Annotated in this window: 21 protein-coding genes; 6 read left to right on the plus strand and 15 right to left on the minus strand. The window is 72.1% G+C overall.

The genetic code is table 11. The features are described from left to right. Window positions 1-12 precede the first annotated feature (12 nt). A complete protein-coding gene (locus AB0M79_RS14105) occupies window positions 13-789 on the plus strand; it encodes a DinB family protein (RefSeq protein WP_364212475.1) in 777 nt (258 codons plus the stop codon). Here the strand turns inward: AB0M79_RS14105 and AB0M79_RS14110 are convergent. The 6 genes from AB0M79_RS14110 to AB0M79_RS14135 form a co-directional block, all read right to left on the minus strand. Then, window positions 784-1,971, minus strand: a complete 1,188-nt coding sequence (locus AB0M79_RS14110) for a Cmx/CmrA family chloramphenicol efflux MFS transporter (protein WP_364212478.1) — start codon at window positions 1,969-1,971, stop codon at window positions 784-786. The genes AB0M79_RS14105 and AB0M79_RS14110 overlap by 6 nt on opposite strands. Before the next feature lie 318 nt (window positions 1,972-2,289). Continuing rightward, entirely contained in the window at window positions 2,290-3,606 is a 1,317-nt protein-coding gene (locus AB0M79_RS14115; protein WP_364212481.1) for a glucosaminidase domain-containing protein, read from the minus strand. A 75-nt stretch (window positions 3,607-3,681) separates the two neighbouring features. Further along, window positions 3,682-4,977 (minus strand): FG-GAP-like repeat-containing protein, encoded by a 1,296-nt coding sequence (locus AB0M79_RS14120; protein ID WP_364212484.1) that lies wholly within the window; start codon window positions 4,975-4,977, stop codon window positions 3,682-3,684. A 90-nt stretch (window positions 4,978-5,067) separates the two neighbouring features. Further along, window positions 5,068-5,760 (minus strand): response regulator transcription factor, encoded by a 693-nt coding sequence (locus tag AB0M79_RS14125; protein ID WP_357515134.1) that lies wholly within the window; start codon window positions 5,758-5,760, stop codon window positions 5,068-5,070. After that, window positions 5,718-6,851, minus strand: a complete 1,134-nt coding sequence (locus AB0M79_RS14130; RefSeq protein WP_364212488.1) for a hypothetical protein — start codon at window positions 6,849-6,851, stop codon at window positions 5,718-5,720. Before AB0M79_RS14130 ends, AB0M79_RS14125 begins: the two co-directional genes overlap by 43 nt. Then, window positions 6,844-8,055 carry an ATP-binding protein gene (locus AB0M79_RS14135; protein ID WP_364212491.1) on the minus strand — a complete coding sequence of 404 codons (1,212 nt, stop codon included), beginning with the start codon at window positions 8,053-8,055 and terminating at the stop codon, window positions 6,844-6,846. The genes AB0M79_RS14130 and AB0M79_RS14135 overlap by 8 nt, the downstream gene beginning before the upstream one ends. 125 nt (window positions 8,056-8,180) lie before the next feature. Between AB0M79_RS14135 and AB0M79_RS14140 the strand changes: the two genes are divergently transcribed. After that, a complete protein-coding gene (locus AB0M79_RS14140) occupies window positions 8,181-10,775 on the plus strand; it encodes a tetratricopeptide repeat protein (protein ID WP_364212493.1) in 2,595 nt (864 codons plus the stop codon). 10 nt (window positions 10,776-10,785) lie between these two features. On the opposite strand, the gene AB0M79_RS14145 is transcribed toward AB0M79_RS14140, so the two are convergent. From AB0M79_RS14145 to AB0M79_RS14170, 6 genes are all read right to left on the minus strand, one after another. Beyond that, window positions 10,786-11,658, minus strand: coding sequence for an amidohydrolase family protein (locus tag AB0M79_RS14145; RefSeq protein WP_364212495.1), 873 nt, complete (start codon window positions 11,656-11,658; stop codon window positions 10,786-10,788). 63 nt (window positions 11,659-11,721) lie between these two features. Further along, entirely contained in the window at window positions 11,722-12,903 is a 1,182-nt protein-coding gene (locus AB0M79_RS14150; protein WP_364212498.1) for an anhydro-N-acetylmuramic acid kinase, read from the minus strand. Between the two features lie 147 nt (window positions 12,904-13,050). Next, window positions 13,051-14,292: a hypothetical protein gene (locus AB0M79_RS14155; protein ID WP_364212501.1), complete on the minus strand. Its 1,242-nt coding sequence runs from the start codon at window positions 14,290-14,292 to the stop codon at window positions 13,051-13,053. Between the two features lie 364 nt (window positions 14,293-14,656). Beyond that, entirely contained in the window at window positions 14,657-15,370 is a 714-nt protein-coding gene (locus tag AB0M79_RS14160) for a hypothetical protein (protein ID WP_364212504.1), read from the minus strand. Further along, window positions 15,367-16,110, minus strand: coding sequence for an iron-containing redox enzyme family protein (locus AB0M79_RS14165; protein ID WP_364212507.1), 744 nt, complete (start codon window positions 16,108-16,110; stop codon window positions 15,367-15,369). Before AB0M79_RS14165 ends, AB0M79_RS14160 begins: the two co-directional genes overlap by 4 nt. 292 nt (window positions 16,111-16,402) lie before the next feature. Further along, a complete protein-coding gene (locus AB0M79_RS14170) occupies window positions 16,403-17,596 on the minus strand; it encodes an FAD-dependent oxidoreductase (RefSeq protein WP_364212510.1) in 1,194 nt (397 codons plus the stop codon). A gap of 114 nt (window positions 17,597-17,710) precedes the next feature. Here AB0M79_RS14170 and AB0M79_RS14175 point away from each other — a divergent pair, with 114 nt between their 5' ends. Beyond that, window positions 17,711-18,313, plus strand: a complete 603-nt coding sequence (locus tag AB0M79_RS14175) for a TetR/AcrR family transcriptional regulator (RefSeq protein ID WP_364212513.1) — start codon at window positions 17,711-17,713, stop codon at window positions 18,311-18,313. A 13-nt stretch (window positions 18,314-18,326) separates the two neighbouring features. Here AB0M79_RS14175 and AB0M79_RS14180 read toward each other — a convergent pair whose 3' ends face one another. Continuing rightward, entirely contained in the window at window positions 18,327-19,730 is a 1,404-nt protein-coding gene (locus AB0M79_RS14180) for a PLP-dependent aminotransferase family protein (protein WP_364212516.1), read from the minus strand. On the opposite strand from AB0M79_RS14180, the gene AB0M79_RS14185 reads away from it, so the two are divergent. From AB0M79_RS14185 to AB0M79_RS14195, 3 genes are all read left to right on the plus strand, one after another. Further along, complete coding sequence (locus AB0M79_RS14185; protein ID WP_364212519.1) at window positions 19,729-20,682, plus strand: DMT family transporter; 954 nt, start codon at window positions 19,729-19,731, stop codon at window positions 20,680-20,682. The two genes, AB0M79_RS14180 and AB0M79_RS14185, sit on opposite strands and share 2 nt — an antisense overlap. A 568-nt stretch (window positions 20,683-21,250) precedes the next feature. Then, complete coding sequence (locus AB0M79_RS14190) at window positions 21,251-22,819, plus strand: polysaccharide lyase family 1 protein (RefSeq protein ID WP_364212522.1); 1,569 nt, start codon at window positions 21,251-21,253, stop codon at window positions 22,817-22,819. Between the two features lie 190 nt (window positions 22,820-23,009). Continuing rightward, on the plus strand, window positions 23,010-23,498 hold the full coding sequence (locus AB0M79_RS14195; RefSeq protein ID WP_364212525.1) for a GNAT family N-acetyltransferase: 489 nt from the start codon (window positions 23,010-23,012) through the stop codon (window positions 23,496-23,498). Between the two features lie 22 nt (window positions 23,499-23,520). Here AB0M79_RS14195 and AB0M79_RS14200 read toward each other — a convergent pair whose 3' ends face one another. Together AB0M79_RS14200 and AB0M79_RS14205 are read right to left on the minus strand one after the other, a co-directional pair. Continuing rightward, on the minus strand, window positions 23,521-23,646 hold the full coding sequence (locus AB0M79_RS14200) for a hypothetical protein (protein ID WP_364212528.1): 126 nt from the start codon (window positions 23,644-23,646) through the stop codon (window positions 23,521-23,523). Between the two features lie 141 nt (window positions 23,647-23,787). Continuing rightward, entirely contained in the window at window positions 23,788-24,840 is a 1,053-nt protein-coding gene (locus tag AB0M79_RS14205; protein ID WP_364212531.1) for a hypothetical protein, read from the minus strand. Window positions 24,841-24,873 lie beyond the last annotated feature (33 nt).

Here is a 24,873-nt window from a genome sequence, read left to right on the forward strand (position 1 = left end):
TAGTGTCGCGGCATGGTGGAATTCATCGGCGATGATCTCAGGGGTTCGCGGTTCGAGCGGGTGAACCTCAGCGGTGCGCGGTTCCGCGCCAGTGACCTGAGCGGTGCGAGCCTGCGCGGCGTGGCGATGACCGGCGTGGTGATGCGCGGCGTCGAACTGGTCGACGTCGACATCTACGGCGAGATCGCGAACCTGACGGTCAACGGCGTCGACGTCGGGCCGCTGATCGACGCCGAACTGGACCGGCGGTACCCGGACCGGGCCAAGATGCGCCCGGCCACGGCCGCCGGCTTCCGGCAGGCGTGGGACACCGTCGAGCGGCTCTGGGCCGGCACCGTCGCACGGGCCCGACGTCTCGACCCCGACCTGTTGCACGAGTCCGTCGACGGCGAGTGGTCCTTCGTCGAAACCCTGCGCCACCTCGTGTTCGCCACCGACGCGTGGGTCAGGAGGGCCATTCTCGGCGATCCGGCACCGTGGGATCCGTTGGGCCTGCCGTGGGACGAGATGCCGGAGACGGCGGGAATCCCCAGGGACCGGGCCGCACGCCCCTCGCTGGACAGCGTCCTCGACCTGCGCCGCGACCGGATGTCAACCGTCCGCGAGGTCGTCGACGGCCTCACCGACGAGACGCTCGGCGGCCACACCCGGCCGGTGGTGGCACCGGGGTGGCCGCCGCCGGACAGTTTTCCGGTGCGGGAATGCCTGCTGATCGTCCTCAACGAGGAATGGGAACACCGCCTCTACGCCGAACGGGACCTCGCCGTGCTCGAGGCGCGCGACTCATAGTGCGTCGTCGCGGCGGACTTCGCCGGTGCCGCGCCCGACGACGTGGCGGAACCGGAGCGCGAGGACGAGCGCGAGCGCGACCAGGATGGCGCTGGCCCACACCGGTCCCGATCGGCCGGCACCGGCGGTGAGCGTCGCCGCCGCGATCGCGGGCCCGGCGGCGGCTCCCACGTTGAGGGCGGCGGTGGCATAGGAACCGGCCATCGTCGGGGCTCCGGTGGCCTCGTAGAGCACCCGGGTGATCAGGGTGCTGCCGACCGCGAACGACAGCGCTCCCTGGGTGAACGCGAGGCCCAGCAGGGCCGCCGGTACGTCGGCGGTGAGGCCGAGTGCGATCCAGCCGCCGAGCAGGAGCGGGCCGCCGCCGACGACCACGGCACCGGGGTGCCGGTCGGCGAACCGGCCGGCGACCGTGACACCGGCGAAGCAGCCCAGACCGAACAGGGCCAGCACGGTCGAGATCCACAGTGGCCCCAGCCCGGCGACGTCGGTGACGATCGGGGCCAGGAAGGCGAAGGTGGCGAAGGTGGCGGCGTTGACCAGCGCGCCGAGCAGCAGGACCACGATCAGTCGTGGTCGCCGCAGCCGCGCCAGTTCGTGCCGCAGGAACGGGCCACCCGGGTCGCCGGCGCGGCCGGGGCCGGCGGGGATGCCGCGCACCACCGCGAGCGCGGCGGGCAGCCCCAGCAGGGCGACGGCCCAGAACGTCGCCCGCCAGCCGTGGAGCGCGCCCAGCAGTGCCCCACCCGGTACGCCGACGACGGTGGCGACGGTCGTACCGGCGAGCAGGATCGACAGGGCACGTCCCTTGCGGTCGGCGGGGACGAGGTCGGCGGCGGCGGTGAGCGCGACCGCGAGGAAGCCGGCGTTCGCGAACGCCGCCACGACGCGGGTGACGAACAGGACCGGGAAGCTGTCGGTGAGCGCGCCGACGACGTGCGCGGCAAGGAACACGCCCAGGAATCCCAGGAGGCTGATCCGGCGCGGCCACGTACGGGCCAGGGCGGCCATGAGCGGCGCACCGACGATCATGCCGACGGCGAAGGCGGATGTCAGCAGTCCGGCGGTGGCGACGGATATGCCGAGGTCGGTGGCGATGTCCGGCACCAGGCCGGCGAGCATGAACTCCGAGGTGCCCATGGCGAACACGGCCACGGCAAGCAGGTAGAGCGGCAGAGGCATCGAGTACTCCGAGGTGACGAGAGCTGGTGGGACGTCATCTCGGTCACCGCGTGGGCAGGGCCCGGCCCCGAACGCCACCCGCCGGTGCGGTCCGCGCCGCCGGCAGGTCGAGGTTTCAGTGGTTCAGGGGGCTGACGGGTGACCGAAAGCCCCCACCCTGGATGCCTCAGGACTCGACATGCGGCCATGTTACGTCACCGGTTCGCGCGGGCGGTCCGGCGTCGAGCGGTGGCCATCGCGGAGGTACGGCCGGTCATAGGCGCGACTGTGCCGGCATGTCCGCGGATCGACATGCCGGCACAGTTCACGCACCCGCGGTCAGTGGTTGGCGAGGCGGTGGGTGGACCAGCCGTGGCCGATCTGGGCCGGTGCGGCGAAGGTGCCGTCACCGTCCCCGGTCCAGCGGATCAACGTGTTGTCGCTCGCCTTGACGCCGACGATGTCGGCCTTGCGGTCGCCGTTGACGTCGAGCACGGCGAACTCACGGACGCCCTGCCAGCCTCCGCCGACGACGACCGGTGCGGTGAAGCCACCCTGGCCGTTGCCCTTCCAGAACAGCAACGTCCCGTCCGGCTTCGTCCCCCAGATGTCAGCATCACCGTCACCGTCGGCGTCACCGGCGGCGAACCGGGACACCTGGCTCCAGCCCGTACCGACCCGACGCGGCTCCGCGAACTGACCCCGACCCGTGCCGATGTAGAGGTTCAGGTAGTCACCGACCTTCGCCAGGATGTCGGCCTTGTCGTCACCGTTCACATCCGCGACCGTGAACCACTGCACGGTCTTCCAACCCTGACCAACCTGCGTACGGGAACCGAAACCACCCTTGGCGTCGTTGTGCCAGTACCACAACACCCCGTCCGTCGCCGTCGCGAACAGATCCGCGAACCCGTCCCCGTTCGAGTCACCGACCGCGATCCGGTTGTAGTTGTCGATCCACCCCGACCCGACCCGGACCGCCGCACCGAACGTCCCCGCCGAACGACCCGGATACATCCACATCACATCGTTCGCATCCACCGCCACCAGATCCTCGAACCGGTCACCATTCACACTCTCCGCCGGCCGGTCGGGGGCGGTGGTGTTGAAGCGGTACAGGTTGTAGGTACGCATCAGGCTGATGACCTTGTTCGCGTATTCCGGATCGGTGGCGTATCCGGCGCGGTGCACCTCGCGGATGAACTGGTCGGGATCGTCCACGTGGTCGAACGCGGCCGCGTACCGCGCGGTCCGCAGCAGCCGGCCGTAGTCGCGGAACGAGTCCGTGCTGCTGGCGTACCCGCGGAAGTACTGGTTGACGGTGTAGCAGCCGGACGGACCGCACTCCTGGGTCGGATAGTTGTGGCAGCTCGTCGCGATCGGGCCCGGCGCGTTCGACGCGGTGCACTTGAAGCCGAAGAAGTTCCTCCGTTCGCGGGTCAGTCGGCTCTCGCCCCACGCGGATTCGAGGATCGACTGGCCGAGGGCCACCGATGCCGGCACGCCGTACTGCTGCTGCACGGTCTGGGCGGAGGCGGCGTAGCTGCTGATGTATGTCTCGGGCGGGACCGCCGACGCGCTGTTCACCAGCGCGGTGGAGAGCATTCCGCCGATGAGTGCCGCGGCGGTCAGCCGGGCAAGGAGACGTCTTTTCACGTACAACTCCTGGGGTTCGATTCTGGGCATGCGCCATCGACCGCGATTCGCGGGTGGTGGTGACTGAGTGGTGGATCAGTGGTTGGCGAGGCGGTGGGTGGACCAGCCGTGGCCGATCTGGGCCGGTGCGGCGAAGGTGCCGTCACCGTCCCCGGTCCACCGGATCAACGTGTTGTCGCTCGCCTTGACGCCGACGATGTCGGCCTTGCGGTCGCCGTTGACGTCGAGCACGGCGAACTCACGGACGCCCTGCCAGCCTCCGCCGACGACGACCGGTGCGGTGAAGCCACCCTGGCCGTTGCCCTTCCAGAACAGCAACGTCCCGTCCGGCTTCGTCCCCCAGATGTCAGCGTCACCGTCACCGTCCGCGTCACCGGCGGCGAACCGGGACACCTGACTCCAGCCCGTACCGACCCGACGCGGCTCCGCGAACTGACCCCGACCCGTGCCGACGTAGAGGTTCAGGTAGTCACCGACCTTCGCCAGGATGTCGGCCTTGTCGTCACCGTTCACATCCGCGACCGTGAACCACTGCACGGTCTTCCAACCCTGACCAACCTGCGTACGGGAACCGAAACCACCCTTGGCGTCGTTGTGCCAGTACCACAACACCCCGTCCGTCGCCGTCGCGAACAGATCCGCGAACCCGTCCCCGTTCGAGTCACCGACCGCGATCCGGTTGTAGTTGTCGATCCACCCCGAACCAACCCGGACCGCCGCACCGAACGTCCCCGCCGAACGACCCGGATACATCCACATCACATCGTTCGCATCCACCGCCACCAGATCCTCGAACCGGTCACCATTCACACTCTCCGCCGGCCGATCCGGCGCCGGTGCCGGCGGGTTGCCGAAGTAGATGTAGCGGAAGCTGGACGCGGGGACCGTACGGGTGCCGTACCCGCTCGGGGTCGCCCAGTTGTACTCCTCGATCAGCACCGTGCCGTTCGAGTTGACCCGGGCCACCCAGGCGACGTGGCCGAACGAGCCGGCGTCGGTCTGCGCGACCGCACCCGCCCGTGGCGTGCCGCTGACCGTCAGGCCGGCCCGTCGGGCGGCGTCGTCCCAGGTGTTGGCGTTGCTGAAGTGCTGCCCCTTGTAGCGGTTGGTGAAGTCGATGCCGAGGCGGTCGTTGAGCCGCCACGCCACGAACGAGGTGCACTGTCCCTTGTAGTAGTTCCACGGGTCGACGCCGCTGCTCTGCCCCCGGTAGGGGTAGTCGTCGACGACCGGACCGGCATCGGCGGCGGCCGGGCGCGCGGTGTCGGCCACGTCCACGGCACCGGTGGTGAACATGCTGAGCGTGAGCGCCGCGGCGAGCGCGACCACGATGTGTCGTAGCCCGGGCAGCCGTCTGGCTGTACGTGTCAAGGTCGTACCTCCTGTGAGCGCGGGCGGGTTTGCCCAGCGCCGACGGTATGGAAGACCGGGCACACGCTGTGTCAGGTGAACACCCCACAGTCACGACACGGGGTCTGGTGCCGCGCCGAGCTCGTCGAGCGTGATCAGGCCGTCGTGAAGGGCGCGGGTGACGAGGTCGCTCTTGGTACGGGCGGCCCGGCCGACGTTGGCGTACTTGATCCGTACCCGCTCGATGTGGGTGTCGACGGTCTTGACGCTGATCCTCAGCCGGGCGGCGACGAGTTCCTTGGAGGAGGCGGCGAACCAGGCCCGCAGCACCTCCGCCTCCCGATGGGAGATCCGGGGGCGGCCCGGGTCGTCGTCACCGGCCAGCGCCCCGCCGAGCGACGGCGCGGTGTACGGCCGGCCGGCCGCGGCCGCGCGGATCGCCGGAACCAGGTGCTCCGGCCCCTCGGTCTTGGTCAGGTATGCGAGCGCGCCCAGGTTGACGCACTTCAGCACGGTCGGGCTGTCCGAGTGCTGGGAGTAGACGACGACCCGGCGGCCGTAATCGGCGAGCCGGCGCAGTTCGCCGAAGGCGGGGTTCTTCGGCACCAGTTCCAGGTCGAAGATCACCACATCGGCGCCGGCGCCCGGCCCGGTCCACACGTTGGCCATCCGGGCCCGTGCGTCGATCAGTTCGATCGTCGGTCGCGCCTGCTCGCACCAGTAACGTACGCCGGCGGCGATCGCGGCGTGGTCGTCGACGATCACCGCGGTGATGCGTCCGCCTGCCAGCGCACTTCCACCCATAGCTGCTCCTCGCTGCGAAACGTGTCGAGTCGTACCTGCGGTGTCACCGGCCGGGGCAGGTCCACCGGCCCGCAGTCGGCGAGTACGTTCACACAGACCAGGTCGGGTCCGCCGACCACGGTGACCCGGGCCCAGGAGGCGGCCGTGGCGAGGACCGTGAGCGGGGCCTCGGTGAGGTCGCGGCGGACCGGCGGCGGCAGTTCGGGCCACTGTCCCCGGGTGTCCAACTCCACCAGTACGCCCTTGCGGTCCGCGACGTCGGCACAGTGCCGCAGTTCGTGCAGCAGCCGGTTCGGCACGACGTCCACCTCGGCGAACAACCGCCGCATCCGGGCCGCCTCGATGGCACAGTCGTGCTGGACCCCCCGGTCGGTCGGGTCGAGCCGCCCGGTGGCCAGCCCCTCCAGCAGCGGGACCATGCTCAGGTCCAGGTCCGCGAAACGCTGCCGCCGTCGCTGGTGGGACTCGACCGCGGCGGCCTCCACCACGGCGACCTGCTCGGTCTGCCACTTCGCGGCGGCCGCCGACCGCGCGATCCCCCGGAACGCCGCGGCCGTCACCGCCATGCACAGCGGGTAGCCGATGACGCCGATCGACCCGGTCGCGAACCGGAGCACCGTGGCCCGGTCGGCGGCCGTGTTCAGCAGCATGCTCGTCAACGCGATGCCCCAGTGCAGGGCGAGGAAGGCGAGAGGAACCGGCAGCGGCCGCCCGACCAGCGGCGCGAGCCCGACCCAGTTGGCCTGGCCGAAGATCCAGTCGCCGGCGGTGGCGGCGTGCCCGTACGGCAGCGCGGCGTACGACAGCACCGAGGCGGTGACCACCGTGCCGATGGCCGCCCACTGCCACCTGACCGGCGCGAGCCGGCCACGGAACACCAGCACCGCCTCGACGCACAGCACGGCGGCGAGCATCGCGAACGCGCACGCCTGCGCCCACGCCGACTCGTAGCGCTCCCAGTCCCGCAGCATGTTCGGCAGGCTCAGCAACAGCAGGCCACCGGTACCGGCGGCCAGGATCCCGATCCGCAGCCGGGCCATCAGCTGGGCCCGCGTCGTGCGTTCGATGACGGCCCGGTGCTGGTCACTCACCACGCCACTCCAGCGACACCGTGGTGCCCGCACCGATCCGGGAGGTGATCCGTACGGTGCCGCCGACCGCGGCGACCCGGCCCCGTACGCAGTCACGCAGCCCGCGCCTGGTCGGCGCCACCCGGCCCGGCTCGAACCCCCGGCCGTCGTCGACCACGTCCACCCGCAGCCGGCTGCCGCCCCCGCTCACCAGTACCCGCATCTCGCCGGCGGCGGCGTGCCGCACGACGTTGTTCATCGCCTCCCGGGCCGCGTCGGCCACCGCCCGCCCGACCCGGCCCGGCACCGGCAGGACCGGCGGGGCGGAGAAGCGGACCGGCAGCCGGTTGACCGCCGCCACCTCCACCCGCAGCAGCTCGACCAGGTCGGACCGCGACGGTGTCTGCCGGCCGTACGCGCGCAGCATCTCCAGGTCCCGCCGTGCCCGCGGTCGCAGCCAGTCGTCGTGCGCCCGGACCTGGCCACCACCCACCATCATCAGGGTGGACGCCGCCGTGTCGTGCAGCGCGTTCACGAGGTCGCGTTCGTCGGCCCGGACGGCGGCGGCGACCCGCTGCGCCTTGCGGCCCGCCTCCGCCTCCAGCGCCAGCCGGTCCGCGCTCCCGGCCCCGCGCACGACCAGCGTCCACGCCGTCCGCGACAGCGTCGCGATGGCCAGCACCCAGATCGCCGCGTTCACCACGTCCGCCGCCGGGCCGGTCAGCAGCACGACGGCGAGCAGTGTTCCGGCCGCCCCCGCGGTCGCCACCACGCCGTGGACCAGCGGGGTGTGCCACTGGTACGCCACACACGCGAAACTCACCAGCAGCCGGATCCAGCCGACGTTGCCCTCCGCCGCCGAGTCGGTCCAGAGGATGCTGAGGCACGCCGTCACCATCACCGCGACGTCGACCGCCGTCGCCCACAGTCCCGAGCGGCGCAGCAGCCACCAGACGTAGACCGCGCTCCACACCGTCACGCCGCCGACCACGACGGCGGTCGGCACCAGGTGCTCACCGGTCGCCCGGACCAGCCCGAGCACGGCGACCGGGCCGAGAACCGCCAGCCGTACGCCGGCGGCGAAGCGCCGCCCGAACCGGGACAGGAACACGACCGACTCGCCGCCCTCGACGGGCGCACCGCTCACCGCACCCGGCCCCTTCTCCTCGACCGGTCGCCCGCGGCGTTCCGGTGGACGGTCGTCGACCGGAACCCGTCGGACCATGCCCGGCACGATGGCAGCCCGTCCGGTGACGGTCGAGAACTTCGATCAAACTCGACCAACGACGTGCCGCCGGACTTCCCCGAGGCCGCTGTCGCGGCTCCAGCGGGATCGCCGACAATGGCGGGGTGGCGGTCCAGAAAGCCGATCAGGCTCAGCCGGTCCCCGATCCCCCGCCCGGCCCCGCCGGTGCGCGTACCCTCGACGAGCTGGTCCGGCGGCTGCGCCGGCTGCACGCCTGGTCGGGCCTGTCCTACCGGGAGCTGCACCGCCGGGTGGTCCGGTCCCGCCGCCGGCGCGGCGTGCCGGAGCTGCCGGCCTACAACACCGTCTACCGATCACTGCAGCCCGGCCGCAGCCGGCTCGACGTGGAGCTGGTCGAGGAGATCGCGGCGGTGCTGCGTGACCAGGTCGGCGACGCCGCGGCGGCCGGCGGGTGGCGGCAGGCATACCGGGCGATCACCGGCGGGGACGGCGACGCGGTCGTGGTACCCGCGATGGAGACGCTTCCGGCCGACCTCGCCGAGTTCAGCGGACGCGACGACGAACTCGACAGGCTGCGTGACCCCGGTCCCGGAATCGTGGTGATCGAGGGCATGGCCGGAGTGGGCAAGACCGCGCTCGCCGTCCATGCCGCGCACCGGCTGCTCCGGTCCGGCCGGTACGGCGACCCGCAGCTGGTCGTGGACCTGCGCGGCTACGATCCCGAACTGCCGCCGGCCGACCCGGCGGCGGTGCTGGACACATTCCTGCGCCGGCTCGGGGTGCCCGGCGACCGGATCCACGGCCTCGATCTGGCCGGCCGGACGGCGGAGTTCCGGCGGATGCTGGCGGACCGGCCGGCGCTGGTGGTGCTCGACAACGCCGCCAGCGCCGAACAGGTCCGGCCGCTGCTGCCCGACCGCCCGGCCGGCCTCACCCTGGTCACCAGCCGGGCCGAACTGACCGGCCTGCGGGTCACCCACCGGGTACGGCTGGACGTGTTCACCGCGGACGAGGCGCTGGCGTTCCTGCGCCGGGCGGCCGGCCCCGACCGGATCGACGCCGCGCCGCACACCGCCGCCCGCATCGCCGAGCAGCTCGGCCACCTGCCGCTCGCGCTCGGCCTGCTGGCGGGCCGGATCCGCGTCGACCCGGAGTGGACCCTCGAAGACCACCTGGAGCGGCTGGTCGAGCAACGCCGGACGCTCCGCCTGGACCGTGGCGTGGACGTCGCGCTGGCGCTGTCCTATCAGGGGCTGCCGGCCGAGCAGCAGCGGCTGCTCCGGCTCGTCGCGCTGCATCCCGGCCGCGATCTCGACCAGTACGCCGCGGCGGCGCTCGCCGACACCGACGTGACCACCGCGACCCGCCGGCTCGACGCGCTGGTCACGGCCACCGTGCTGCGTCGACCGGCGGCCGGCCGGTACGAGCTTCACGACCTGGTCCGGATCTACGCCGGGCAGCGCGCCCGCGACGGGGACCCGGCCAGTGCCCGGCGGGCCGCGCTGACCAGGCTGCTCGGCCACTACCGCTACGCGGCGGCGCGGGCCATGGACCGGTACGCGCCGCACGAGGGGCACCGGCGACCGGCGGTACCGGACCCGGGCGTGCCGGTACCCGCGTTCGCCGACCGGTCGACCGCCGGCGACTGGCTGGACCGGACCCGCACCAACCTGCTCGCGGCGGCGCGGTACGCGGTGGAGCAGCCGAACGGCCATGATGTACCCGAGTTCCCCAGTGACCTGTCCGGGCTGCTCTTCCGCTACCTGGACCTCGGCGCGCACCACCAGGACGCCGGGATCGTCCACCTGCTCGCGAGCCGGAGCGAGGACCCGGTCCGGCGGGCCCGGGCGCTGAGCGACCTCGGTGTCACGAGCTTCCGGCTCGGCCGCTACGACGACGCCGTCGACCACCTCCGGCAGGCCCTGAGCGGGGCCCGGGCCACCGGCGACGAACGGGTCGAGGGCCGGACCCTCGGTCACCTCGGCAACATCCTGCTGTGGCTGGGCCGCTACGAGGAGGCCCTGGAGTGCCACGAACAGGCGGTGGCGGTCTGCCGGACGCTCGACGACCGGCCCGCCGAGAGCGCGAACCTGAGCGGCCTCGGCAACGTCTGCTGGCGGCTGGGCCGCTACGAGGAGGCGATCGGCTACTACCGGCAGGATCTCGACATCACCCGCGAACTGGGCGACCGCGCGGGTGAGGGGCTCACGCTGGGGAACCTGGGGGCGACCTTCGAACGGATGGGACGGTTCGAGGAGGCGATCGACCACCACCGGCAGGCGCTCGCCATCGCCGACGAGACCGGCGACCGGATCAGCGCGGGCCGGACACTGGGCAACCTCGGTTCCACCTATCACGCGCTGGGCAACGACACCGAGGCGCTCACGACCTACCGTGCCGCGCTGGCGATCGCCCGTGACCTCGACGACCAGCACGGTGAGACCGAGATGCTCAACGGCGTCGGGAACAGCCTGTGCGCGTTGGGGAACCCCGTCGAGGCGGCCGCACACCACGAGCGGGCGCTCACGCTGGCCACCGGTCTCGGCGAGCCGTTCGAGCGGGCGCGCGCCCACGACGGAATCGCCCGGGCCCGGGCCGCGCTCGGCGAGCCCGCGGCCGCCCGTACCCACTGGAGGGTGGCGCTCGACGGCTATGCCGCGCTGGGCACCCCGGAGGCGGCGGAGGTCGCGGCCCGGCTGCGGGAACTCGACCCGGATTCCGCCGGCCCGGGCCACTGACGCTTCCCGGTCAGCTTCCGAAGCGGTAGACGCGGCGGGCGGTGCCGCCGAACACCGCGGACCGCTCGGACTCCGGGCGGCCGGCCAGCGCGGCGGTCACGACGCCGAGCCAGTCCGGATAGGTGACGGCGAGGGTCGACACCGGCCAGTCGCCGCCGAACATGCAGCGGTCGGCGCCGAACACGGCCAGCGCGTGTGCCAGGTAGGGCACGAGGTCGGCGGTGGTGTGTCCGGGTGCGGCCTCGGTGGCCAGGCCGGACAGCTTGCACACCACGTTGGGTGCCGCCGCCAGCCGGGCCAGGTCGGCCCGCCACGGGCCGGGTCGGGCGGCGGCGACCGGCGGCTTGCCCAGGTGGTCCAGCACGATCGTGACGTCGGGCGCCCGGCGGGCCAGGGTGGTGACCTCGGCCAGTTGGTGGTGCCGTACGCACAGGTCGAAGGTGAGGCCGTACCGGGCGAGGGAGCGGACACCGGTGACGAAGGCGTCGGTGGTGGCGAAGCCGGCGGGCTCGTCCTGCACGTTGCGGCGTACGCCGCGGACCAGGGGGCGTCCGGCCAGTTCGGCGAGGCGCGGTGCCGCGGCGGCACCCTGTTCGAGTGGCGCGTGCGCGACGACGGCCCGCAGCACGGGCCAGTCGGCGGCCAGTTCCTCGACCCAGTCGACCTCGCGGGCGGCGTCGCCGTCGGCGCGCCCGGCCTCGACGAAGACCGCGGCGGCCAGTTCGTGCCCGCCCGTGTCGAGGTCCGATGGCCGGTAGGGGCGGTGCAGCGCCGGTACGGCGGCCAGCCACGGGTAGTCCATCCGCGCCGGGTCCCAGAAGTGCACGTGTGAGTCGACGACCTGCACGGCGGCCTCCACGGTCTCGTCGTCCTCCGACCGCACGCGGTCACCACCATCCTCGGCGTCCGGGGCCGGCCGCGCCAGACGCCCGTCCCGCCGCCGGGGTCAGGTCCCGATCCGTAGCCGCCGCGGCGGTGGGCCGGGCCGGACCGGCCGGCCCGGCGGCGGCCCCGGCGTCCACGAGCCGAGTACGGCGGCGGCGCCGGCCCCGGTGACCGACGGCAGCGCGCCCGGCAGCCCGTGCGCGGACAGCCAGCCCAGCAACGCGAACGCGTACGCCTCCTTCGCCTGGGCCGGTATCCCCCAGTCGTCGGTGGTGCGCAGCACCCGGTGGCCGGCCCCGAGGTCGCGCAGCCGGCGCATGAGCACCGGGTTGCGGACCCCGCCGCCGGCCGCCACCACCTCGACGACGCCGTGCCGGTCGCATTCGGCGGCGACCGTACACGCGGTCAGCTCGGTGAGGGTGGCGATGACGTCGTCGGGCCGGACCGGGTGGCCGTGGGCCGCCAGGCGGTCGTCGAGGTAGCCGGCGTGGAAGAGTTCCTTGCCGGTCGACTTGGGCGCCGGCCGGCTCAGGTAGGGCTCGGCGAGCAGCAGCGCGAGCAGTTCCGGGTCGACGGTGCCGGCCGCCGCGAATCGGCCGTCGTGGTCGTACGGCGCCGCGTGGTAGCGGAGGGTGGCGGCGTCGATGAGCGCGTTGGCCGGCCCGACGTCGTACCCGGTCACCGGCCGGTCCGGTGCGACGACGGTGAGGTTGGCGATGCCGCCGAGGTTGAGCGCCGCCCGGGGGCCGGCCGGGGCCGGCCGGTCCGGGTCGGGTGCCAGCAGCAGCGCGTCGAAGGCCGGGACCAGCGGGGCGCCCTGCCCGCCGGCGGCGATGTCGGCGCCGCGCAGGTCGGACAGGACCGGGAGCCCGGTCCGGGCCGCGACCCAGGCGGGTGCGCCGAGTTGCAGGGTCCCCATCGCCCGGCCGTCGGCGATCCAGTGGAAGACGGTCTGTCCGGGTGAGACGACCAGTTCGGCGGCGCCGCCGGCCAGTTCGACGCCGGTGGCGGCGGCCCGGGCGAAGACCTGGCCGAGCCGGGTGTCGAGCCGGCAGACCGCCTCGATGGTGGTCGGCCGGGGTGGCAGGACGGCGGCGATCTCCGCGCGCAGCGCGTCGTCGAACGGCTGGCTGACCGTGCCGAGCGGGTCCATCCACAGGGTGTCGCCGTCGCGCCGGAACCGTGCGGCGGCGACGTCGACGGCGTCGTACGAGGTTCCCGACATCATCCCGACGATCAGCATCCGGTCACCGTAGCCGTCGCCCGGCCGGCGGGCCGGGCGGGCGCCGCGCCGCCGCCGGCTCCCGGTCGGCGCGGCACCGGGCCCGGACGCGCGGCACCGGGCCTGTCGGTCGGCGGGACCGACAGGCCCGGTGCGTCGGTGCGACGGTCAGCTCGTGACGATCGAGGCGCCGTAGCTTCCCAGCGAGACGTTGATCGGGATGTAGTACACATAGTTGTAGCCCGGCGAGAAGAGGGTGCCGGGGCAGTTGGCGGCCGGAACGGGGTTGGAGCCGGCGGTGATGGTGCCCAGGGCGTCGGCCTTGCCGTCGGCGCGGTAGGCGATCACCGGGCCGCCGCTGTCACCGGGAGCGACCGCGCACAGGCCGGCGGTCTGGCGAGCCTGGACCAGCGGTCCGACGGAGCCGCACGGGATGCCGCCGACGGACAGGTAGAGGTTGACCGCGGTGATCTGGACGTTGTTGTGCTCGCCGCTGGTGGATCCGCTGGTGACGACCCAGTTGCCGACGAAGCTGCCGGCGGTGCCGCCGATGGCGACGCTGGTGGACGAGTTGTTCGGGCCGGTGAAGACCCGGCCCCAGGAGCCGGTGTTGATGATCTCGATGTCCTGGCAGGCGATCTTGCTGTGGATGGTGCCCATCGGGACATTGGCGCCGGTGGTCACGGTCTGGCCGTTCTCGCCGCAGTGTCCGGCGGTGAGCATCTGCTGGGAGCCGCCCACGTGGATCGCGAAGCCGGTGCTGCACCCGCCGCCCGGCGACCAGAACCGGCCGCCGCCGTAGTAGTTCGGGGTGTCGGCCTGCCGGCTGAAGGTGGCGACCGGCTTTCCACCGGCCACGATGGTGACCGGCACGGCGGAGTCGCGGACGGCCGGAGCCGCGCTGACCTGAGCGCTGTTGCCCTCGACGGTGAGCTGGATGCCGCTTCCGTCGACCGCCGGGGTGACGTTGACGACGTTGGGTACGGCGGCGAGGCCGCGGGCCGCGGAAGCCAGTTCGGCCTCGGAGAACCGGGCCGGGTAAAGCTTGACGGGCACGTTGCGGTTCAGGTCGGTGACCAGTGAACGCACGCTCGCGCCGGGGTTCTTCCAGTAGACCCGCACCTCGCGGTTCTCCGGAGCGGCGACGATCCCGGCGAAGCCGGCGTTCTTGGCCGCTGCCACCTTCTCGGCGGCGGCGTTGAGTTTGCTCTGGACGGCGATCAGCTCCGACCAGTCGGCGAAGCCACCCGGTACGGCGCCGACCGGCCCCGCGCCGGGCGTGACCGGCTTGGCGTTCGGCGCCGCCGACGCCGGGCTGGTGAGCGACGCGGCGACGAGTACGGCGACGCCTGCCGTGACAAGCGCGCGATGCAGAATCGCGCGCCTGTTCGCGGGCTGTGATCCGATCATCTGTGCGACCTCCTACTGCGGAATCGCGGCGGTCGATCGGCCGCCGCGATTCCGTAGTGTTCCGGCCGGGATGCGGCAAGTCACTATCAGTAAAGATTCTTTCGCACACGATCGCAGTCGTCATTTGAAACAATTGCATTGATCTCAGTTAATGGATATACACAGGTCAACTTCGTCGCGAACATCATTCGCGTCCCGCCCGCGAATATCATTTCGAAGCGACGCGGACGGTTTCCTGAGTGATTCATCAGCTCGAAACCGATCGACGCCGCGGACACTTTCCCGGCACCGGACCGGCCCACCAGGATCAGGACCCGGGCCGGACGGCGGCACCGTCCGGCCCGTCGCCCGCCGCCGGGATCGGTCATCGCCCGGCGGCCGAGCCGATGCCTGCGTGGAGCTGGTCGATGAGGTCGGCGTACTCCCCGCCGGGACCGTCGACAGGATGGACGATGGCGCAGACGTGGTCCTGGTAGTGGGTGGAGTAGTGCTCGGTTCCCGCGCAGACGCGGTAGCCGAACCGCTGGTGGAAACGGTGTTGCCCGTCGTCCATGCCACAGATGGCGACGATGCCGGCCGCGCCGAGTGCCCGGGCGGTGGCGATGGCGCCGGCGTTCAGCACGGCTCCGAGGCCCAGGCCACGGGCCCACCCGGCGACCACGAGCCGGCTGGGCTCGTAGACGCCCTCCCCGGCAATCCGGTGGAGGTCCAGAACGGCGGCGAACCGGTCGGGGCCGAGCAGTTCCCGGCTCTGGAACTGGCCGTTCAGAGCGGGTGGAACCAGCCGGATGTAGCCGCTGGCTGGCGCGGTCGGCGTGGCGTGTGCCGTGATGTGGTACGCGCCGAAGTCCAGCAACTGGGCGTCGACGTACTGACCCGCCGGGTTGCGGAACTCCGGTCGTCGGCCGCCGGCGTAGAGGATTTCCGCGCGGAAGGCACGCAGCTCCTGCAGCAGCCTCGTGTTGTTGCACGCGGCCAGCGGTAGCTGGCGGATGCGCAGGTGCCAGCCCTGTTGCTCGACGACCACGTCCCACAACGGGCCGACGACGGGGGCGGGCGTGCGGACCGGTGCGCTCATGCGGAGACCGGGACCTTGCCCAGGTCCTCCTGCGCCAGCCGCAGGCACTCCGCCATGAAGGCCCCGTAGCAGGCCAGCGCGGTCCGACCGGCCTCGATCATGGTGGGCAGCGCCTCCGGCGACTCGGCCAGCACGCCCTGCAACTGCCGGCGGTTGAACGCGGTGTGGCCGGCGTCCAACTCGACGTGTTCGGCGAGGAAGCTGTAGAAGCTCGGGTCTCCGCCGAAGACGCGCTCGCAGTTGCGCAGGATGTGCGGGGCCATGGTGACCGACAACTGCTCGATCTCGTACTCGATGGCGAGCTGCCCCTGCGGGTTCGGTCCGGCGATCACCCGCTCGTGCAGCTCGATGTACGGAACGGTGCTGGCCAGGGCGGGCTCGGCGAGCAGCGCCTCGACGTCGACCGTGCCGGGCGCCTCCGCGTTGAGCCGGGCGGCGATCGCGCGCGCGTCGTCGACCATCATCTGGTCGTGGCCCGCCTCGGCGCGGGCGTGCGCCTTCAGCGCCTTGCCCAGGGCCTCGTTGCCGAGCTGCGCGCACCGCTCCCCCGCACCGGCGATCCAGGACTCGACGGGGGCGGTCATCGCGACCCCGTGCACGCTGTAGCGCAGCATCCAGCGGACGAGCAGGCGCTCGTCGCACGACGGCGACATCAGCAGGTTCACCGCTTCGTCGGCGGCGAAGGCCGCCCGGTGGCCGGCGAGCTCCGCCTCGTACCGCTCGAAGGTCTCAGCACTCACTGGGTATCCCCTTTTTGTGTAAGCCCTCGTGGGTGAAGGGCTTTCCGGAACATTCCTGCGGGTTTCCGCACCGGGTTCCGCGGGCCCGGATCGTCTACCGGGGCACCGCGAACCTGCCCTCAAACAATGATCATTACGCCGGCCGTACGCATCGGTAGCCGCTACTCATCAGCATATGACAGCGCGTAACTCCGGTCGATGTTCAGCACCGGGCGCCCATCCGGAAACTTGCCGGACATATAGCCGTGTTAGCGGTGGAGAAATCGTCAGGGGTTGGACGGTTAGCGGGCGACTATTGGTTCGCCCGCTGGATACGGCGCTGCACCAAACCGCGAATACCGGGAAGAAGGATGGCCCGAATCGTCAGATCGCGGACCCAGACGTGCGCCCTGCTGGGTGGGGCGTACTGCGCCATTCCTCTGCGGGCCAGCGCCTGCCGCTGGTGCACCTCGGGGCGCAGCGGCGCCTCCCAGCGGGCCAGCGCCGCCGGGATGTCGTCGCCGTGCTCGCGCAGGGCGGTGCCGAGTTGGTCGGCGCCGGCGAGAGCCAGGGCCGCTCCGGCACCCGCGAAGAGGGTCACGCACCAGGCGGCGTCGCCGAGCAGGACGACCCGGCCGTGGCTCCACCGGTCCATCACGATCTGGCTGACCGAGTCGAAGTAGGCGCGGGCCGACTCGGCCTCGAGCTGGGCGAGGGCGTCGGGCACTCCCCCGCCGAGATCCGCGAAGGCCGCGGTGAGGGCCCGTACCGGCCCGCTCGCCAGTTCGGACAACGGATCGGGGCTGCGGTAGGCGAAGAACGCCGACGACCGTCCCGGCCCCAAATTGACCACCGCCGCGGTCCGTCCCGGACCGATGAACGTCGTGCCGCTCCCGACCGCGACGTCGCCCGGGACCCGCTGGAGCGGGAACGCGGCCACCAGGTGCCCGAAGTCCACCCGGAAATCCGCCTCGGGGCCGAACACGATCTCGCGGACGCCGGAGTGCAGGCCGTCGGCGGCGACGAGCAGGTCGGCACGCTCCGGTGTGCCGTCGCTCAGCGTGGCCCGTACCTCGCCGGGGTCCTGGGCGACGGCCCGCACGGTGGTGCCGAACCGGATCTCGGCGATGTCACGCACCGCCTCGTACAGCACGGATTCCAGGTCGCCACGGAAGACCGAGATCGCCCGTGGGCCGAGCGCCGCCTGCGCGATCGCGGTCGGGACCGTGAACTTCTCCCGACCGTCGGCCTTGACCAGGATCGAGGTGAACGGCCCGAGGTCCTTGTCGGCCAGCGCGGGCAACAGCCCCAGCCGCTCCGCCGCCGTGTAACCCGGTCCGAGCAGGTTCACCATGTAACCGCCACCGCGACGGTGCGGGGCGCGCTCGATCACGAGCACGTCGGCTCCCGACCGGGCGAGCCGGAGCGCGGTGGCCAGACCGGCGATGCCGGCTCCCACGACGATCACCCGTTTCCCGCGTACGCCGCGGTCCGCGTCACCCGTCACTGCCACTCCCACCTCTCGACCGATATGAGCGGATGCTCAAAGTCAGTATGAGCATCCGCTCATACTTGACGCAAGGCGATCGGCGGGCGCCGTGGAACGCATAGGGTGGACGGCATGCCCAGAGGTGTCGCGATCCCGCAGATCAGGCAGCACCTGTTCGCCGCCGTCGAGCGGGTGATCGTCCGCGACGGACCCGGCCGGCTCAACGGCCGGGCCATCACCGGCGAGGCCGCCGTCGCGACCGGACTGCTGTACGCCCACTTCGCCGACCTCGACGACTTCCTGGCCGGATACGCCGTCGACCGGACCTTCTCGGTCTCCGCCCACGCGGCGGCGCTGCCCGAACGGGCCGGCACGGGCGACATCGCCGCGAACCTGTGCGACGCCGCCCTCGCGACCCCGCCGGCGGCCCTCATGGCACTGACCAGGCTTCTCGTCGCACGACCGGACCTGATCGCGCGTGTCCACGCGGTGCTCGGGGACGACACGAGCGGCATCGACGCCATCGAGGGCGCGGTGACCGCGTACCTGACCGAGGAGCAACGGCTCGGGCGCCTCGCCGCGGCCGTTCAGCCCGCCCCGCTCGCGCTGGCGGTGGTCGGCGTGCTCCACCGCCTCGCGCTCACCGCCGACACCGGGTCGGACCTGCCCGCGTCGGTCCGGCAGGCGGTCACCGCGCTCGTCGGCAACTTCACCACCGCCGTACCGCGCCGGTAGGCGGCGGCGACGGCTAGGGTGCCGCTCCCGCGTGGACGGCCCGGGCGAGGCGACGTACGGCCTCGTCGATCAGGTCGGGTGGCGCCGCGGCATAGGTGAGGCGAAGGTGCGGGGCCGGGGGTTCGGCCGCATACCAGGGGCGGCCGGGGAAGACGACGACGCCCTCGCCGGCCGCGGCGGCGGCCAGTGCGATGTCGTCGGTGCCGTCGGGCAGGCGGACCCACAGGTGCAGTCCGCCGCGCGGGACCGGCTGGCCGGCGAGTTCCGGCACGTGACGGTCCAGCGCGGCCAGCAGCGCGTCGCGGCGGTCGCGCAGCGCGGCGCGCAGGGTCTTCCGGTGCCGAGTCCAGGCGGGCGCGGTGACGAAATCGAGCGTGGCCTGCTGCAGCGGGCCGGCGACGTAGAGGTCGTCGAGCAGCCGGGCCGCCCGCAGCCGGGCTCCGGCCGGGCCACGGGCGCCGATCGCGGCGACCCGCAGCCCCGGAGCCGCCGACTTGGTCAGCGAGCGCAGGTAGACGACGTGCCCGTCCGGGTCGTCGGCGGCCAGTGGCGACGGGGCCGGCCCGTCGATGGTCAGGTCGCGGGCGTAGTCGTCCTCGATCAGGAACGCCTCGGCGTCGCGGACGGCACGCGCCACCTGGTCCCGGCGGTGACCCGCCAGCGTCGCGCCGTGCGGGTTGGCGTGCAACGGCTGGCAGTAGAACAGCCGGGCGCCGGTACGGGCGAACGCGGCCGCGAGCTGGTCCGGTCGTACGCCGTCGGCGTCGGCGGGCACGGGGACGATCCGCAGGCCGGCCGCCCGGCCGGCGGCCAGCGCGCCCAGGTAGGTCGGGGACTCGACGAGCAGGGTGTCGCCGGGCCCGGCGAGCGCGCGCAGCGCCGTCGACAGGGCGGCCTGCCCGCCGGGGCAGATCACCATGTCGTCGGCGCGCAGCCCGGCGCCGACCTCCCGGGCGAACCAGGCACGCAGATCCGCCCGTCCCTCGGTCGGTCCACGCTGCCACGACGCGGGCTGCCGGGCGGCCCGGGCGAGGGCGGCGCCGAGCGCGGCGGCCGGCTGGAGATCGGCGTCCGGGTAACCGCCGGACAGCGGGATCGCCCCCGGGGATGGTAACGCCAGTAACGCCTGCATCTCCTCCTCGCCGGGCCGGCGGGGGCCGAGCGCGACGGTCTGCCAGGACAGGTCGGGAGCGGGGCGCCGGTACGGCGGGGCGGCCACGAAGGTGCCTCTGCCGGACCGTGTCTCGACCAGTCCTTCCGCCACCACCTGCCGGATCGCTCCGGCGACGGTGACCGGCGAGGCCCGGTGCCGGGCGGTCAGCTCGCGCACCGACGGCAGCCGGGTGCCGGGCTCGGCGGCGGCCACGAGGGCACGCAGATCTTGGATAACGCGATCGGCGGCGTTACCGTTATTCATGAATGGACAGAGTAGCGCTACCGACCGGACGACGGTAACGGCACACCGGGCGGCCGGCCTCTCCCTCGGCGCGCTGGGCGTGCTCGCGTTCAGCCTGTCGCTGCCCGCCACCCGCGTCGCCGTGCAGCAACTCGACCCGTGGTTCGTCGCCTTCGGCCGGGCCGTCGGCGCGGCGCTGCTGGCCTTCGCGTACCTGCGTCTCACCGGTGCGCCACGCCCCACCCGCGACCAGTGGCGGCGGCTGTCGGTCGTCGCCGTCGGCGTTGTCGCCGGCTTCCCGCTGTTCACCTCGCTGGCGCTGACCACCCAGCCGTCCGCGCGCGGCGCGGTCGTCATCGCCGTACTGCCGGCGGCGACCGCCGTGTTCGCGGTGCTGCGGGCCGGCGAGCGGCCACCGGTGCTGTTCTGGGTCGCGAGCACCGGCGGCCTGGTGGCGGTGCTCGCCTTCCTGACCACCGGCGGGGCCGTCCACGGCGCACTGTCCGCCGCCGACCTGTTCCTGCTCGCCGCGGTCGTCCTGTGTGGACTCGGGTACGCCGAGGGCGGAGCGCTCGCCCGCGAACTCGGTGGCGCCCGCACGATCTGTTGGGCGCTGCTGCTCGCACTGCCGGTCACCGTTCCCGTCACCGCCGTCGCCGCGATCGCCGCTCCCCCGCGCGCCGACGTCGCGGCCTGGTCGGCGTTCGGTTACCTCACCGTGGTCTCCATGTTCCTCGGCTTCTTCGCCTGGTACGCCGGCCTGGCCCGGGGCGGCATCGCGTACGTCGGCCAGGTCCAGCTGGCCCAGCCGGTGCTCACCCTGATCTGGTCGGCGCTGCTGCTCGCGGAGGCCGTCACGCCGGCCTCGATCGTGGCGGCGCTGGTGGTGCTGACCTGCGTCGTGTTGATCCAGCGCACCCGCGGTTCGGCACGTCCCGACCGGGACGGACTGCAAAAAACCTGCAAACAGTAACTATTGCATTCATGGAAACCGCTTTCCTACGATTGCGTTTCATTGATGTTTCATTGTGGAGCCGGGCGAGGGCATATCGGGCGATGCCACCAGCGGCGCGGGCAGTACGGCGGTGTCCGCGCCGCCATCACAGCATGGGAGATTCTGATGAGACGCAAACCGTTCCCGGCGGACCCCGCCGACGCGGTCGGCGCGGACCTCGGCCCGCCGTCGCCCGGGGTGGCCGCCACAACGACCCCGCACGGGGCTGACCGGCCGCCGCGATCCGCACCACCGCGATCGACACCCGCAACGTCCCGGTAGCGGCGACCGCCGTCGCCGCCGGCACCCCCCGAATCACTCCACCCCGACGGTGATCGCCGCGCGGGTGGCACTCCGTGCCCGCAACCACGAGCCGACCGTGTACGGCGACACGGGCGGCGAAGCGGCGGACCCGGCACGGTGCCCGCGACGAGCCGTCGACCCGATTCATCGACAGGAACACCGGGGTCCGGGGCGACCGCTACGCCCCGCCGACCTGACCGGCAGCTATCAGCGAACGAGCATTCGAAGACAAAGGAGAGGCGAGATGAGACGACCAGTCGCACTGCGACTCCTGGCGGCGCTGTCCACGGCGGCCGTCGGAGGCGCGATCGTCGTCGCCCTGCCGTCGCCGCAGGCGTCGGCGGCGACGGGCACCGTCACCGGCTACGCGACCCAGAACGGCGGGACCACCGGCGGGCGGGGCGGACAGACGGTACGGGCCACCACGGGAACCGCGATCCACGCCGCCCTGTGCAACCGGGCCAGCAGCAGTACCCCGATCATCATCCAGGTCGAGGGGACCATCAACCACGGCAACACCACCAAGGTGTCCGGCTCGAGCTGCAACACGGCCGCCGGCGTGATCGAACTCAAGCAGATCAGCAACGTCTCGATCATCGGGGTCGGTGGCGGAGCCGTCTTCGACCAGATCGGCATCCACATCCGCGAGGCCAGCAACATCGTCATCCAGAACGTGACCGTCCGGAACGTCAAGAAGTCGGGTTCCCCCACGTCCAACGGCGGCGACGCCATCGGCATGGAGAGCGACGTCCGCAACGTCTGGGTCGACCACGTCACCCTGGAGGCCTCCGGTGGCGAGTCGGAGGGCTTCGACGGCCTCTTCGACATGAAGGACAACACCCAGTACGTGACCCTGTCCTACAGCATCCTGCGCAACTCCGGCCGGGGTGGCCTGATCGGGTCCAGTGAGAGCGACCGCTCGAACGGCTACGTCACCTACCACAACAACCTGTACGAGAACATCGACTCCCGTACGCCCCTGCTGCGGGGCGGCATCTCCCACATCTACAACAACCACTACGTGGGCATCCACGAGTCCGGCATCAACTCCCGGGCCGGTGGCCGCGCCAAGGTGGAGAACAACTACTTCAAGAACGCCAAGGACGTGCTCGGCACCTTCTACACCAGCGAGCGCGGCTACTGGCAGGTCGCCGGCAACATCTTCGACAACGTGACCTGGTCCAGCCAGGGCAGCGACAACTACCCGGCCGGCCCCAACCCGCAGTCCAACACCACCGTCAGCATCCCGTACTCCTACCGCCTCGACGGGGCGAACTGCGTGCCGGACATCGTCCGCCAGACGGCCGGCGCCAACAAGGGCATGCGGGTGTCGGACGGCAACTGCACGCCGACCAACCCGACCCCGGGTCCGACCAACCCCACGCCGGGTCCGACGACCCCGACCCCCGGCCCGACCACCCCCACGCCCGGGCCGACCCAGCCCGGTGGAACCAACCTCAGCCTCGGCGCCGGCGCCGACGGCTCCAGCAAGGGCAGCGGGACGAGCTACGGCAACGTGATCGACGGCAACATGAGCAGCTACTGGTCGCCGTCCGGTTCGACCGGTGACATCTCGGTGAAGTGGGGTTCCGCCACCCGGGTCGGCAGGATCTCGATCCGCGAGGCTTCCGGCGCCGTGGGCGTCATCGGAAACTGGCAGGTCATCAACCACGACACCGGTGCCGTCCTGGCCTCCGGCAGCCGGGCGGGCATCGTCAGCTTCACCCCGACCTCGCTGAAGAAGATCACCTTCCGGATCACCAGCGCGAGCGGTACGCCGCGGGTCGCCGAGTTCGAGACGTACGCCGGGTAGCACCGACCCGGTGACCGCCGGCCACGGCTGACCGCCCACCACGGGGGCGGGGGCGTCGGAGACGACGCCCCCGCCCCCGACCACGTCGCCGTGGCCCGATGCGGCCACGGGCGCCCCCGGCCCCGCCGGGTCTCGTAACCTGCTTCCTGGACAACCTCGTCGATGGGAGGGCAGGACCGTCGTGCCACAGGTGAGCGCAGCCACGCCAGCGGACGTCCCGGCCCTCGCCGCCCTGATGGAGGAGATGGGCCGCTTCTACGGCGACACGGTGTTCGAGCCGCTGGCGCGACGGATCGCGCAGATCGAGCAGGCTCTCTTCGGCCCCCGCGCCGTCGCCGACGTGCTGCTGGTCAGGAATACCGACGAGCCGGTGGGATTCGCGTCCTACACCTTCCTGTGGCCCGCGGTCGGCGTCACGAGTTCCCTCTACCTCAAGGAGCTCTACATCGCCCGGAGTCATCGTGGCCACGGGCTGGGAACTCTCCTGATGAGCCACGTCGCCGCCGTCGCCGTGCGGCACGACTGCACCCGGATGGAGTGGGCGACCGGCCTGGAGAACAGGGACGCGCAGGAGTTCTACCGCTCGCTCTCGGCGACGGTGCACGCCGGCAAGGTCTCCTACCGTCTCGGCCCGGCGGAGATCTCCACCCTGAGCGGTCTGGCCCGGCGGGCCAGCTGACGGTCCGCCGGGCCAACCGCGCTCAGTTGGACCAGGTGTATCCCGCCAGGTTCCAGGCTTCCTGCGCCTGCGTGAACCCGAGGACGGCGGCCACCCCGAAGGCGACCAGGAGAACAGCGGTGGTCCTGACCATGGTTCGTACCCGCATGACGATCTCCTATGGACAGCGATGCGATTCCATGTCAGCACTCATCTTCATCGACGCCGGGCGCTGCACGCAACGGCCGTAAGGGCGACCCCGGCGGCCGGCCGCCACGGGGACCGGGCGGGTCCCCGTGGCGGTCGTCGTTCACAGCATGGACATGTGGACGTGGTCGGTATGGTCCGAGGCTCCGACGTACGGTTGCCAGCCGGTCGCCGGCATCCAGATCTGCTTGTACCAGATGACGTAGTAGATGCCGAGCTGGTCGGCGTTGCGGACCAGGAAGGCGGCCAGGTTGTTGCCGTAGAGCCGCTGGTCGGTGGTGCGGGCGGGACTGAATCCGCGGGACTGGAGCGACCAGTCACAGGCGCGTCCCTTCGGATGCTCCCAGCGGTCGCCGGTGCGGAAACAGCCGACGAACCGGTTGAAGCCGGCCCGCTTGACCTCGTTGTACGCGTGCAGGGTGCGGCGGGTCAGGCAGCCGGAGGTCGTCGGGTCCTTCTGGTTGCAGGCCTCGGACGGCCAGTTCCCGTTGCCACCGTTCGGGGCCGGGCGGGCCACCGGCGAGTCGGCCGCGACAAGTCCGCCGGCGGTCAGGCCCGATCCGCCGAGCAGTGCGAGTTCCTTCTCGGCGTCGCGTTTCTGCTTGCCCATGAGGGCGTGCTGCCGCTGCTGCTGGGCGACCTCGGCGTCGATGGCCTGCTTGGCCTGCTCGGCGCGGGACCTGGCGGCGTTGAGGTCGCGGACCTTCCTCGCGTTCACCATGTTCAGTTCTTCGAGCATGATCATTCGGGACAGGAAGGAGTCCGGGGTGGCGCTGTTGAGCATGACGGCCGCCGCCTGCAGGCGCCCGTCCCGGTAGGACTGGGCACCCATGACCTGGACCTGACCGCTCAGACCTTCCAGGTCGTGTTCGGCCTTGTTCAGCTCGAGGGTGAGATGCAGTTGCCGGGCGCGGGATTCCTCGAGTGCCGCCTTGGCCTTCACGAACTCCCGGTTGGTGGATTCGAGTACGTCCCGAAGCAGCGGCGGCCCGTCGGTTCCGTGCCCGGACGGCGGCGGCTCGGGGGGAACCGCGAGGGCGGGCGTGCCCAGGGTGACGACCGCGAGCCCGGCGGCGACCGCCCGGACCAGCGCCCGTACCGGCCAGCGCGGCCGGACCGGCCGTAGCCGTTCGGGTGGGTGCTTGGAAGTGTTCATCGTGGTCTCCAGAAGGATCTCCGGCCGGGCCGG

Source organism: Polymorphospora sp. NPDC051019, from assembly GCF_040683055.1.
Lineage (GTDB): Bacteria > Actinomycetota > Actinomycetes > Mycobacteriales > Micromonosporaceae > Polymorphospora > Polymorphospora lycopeni.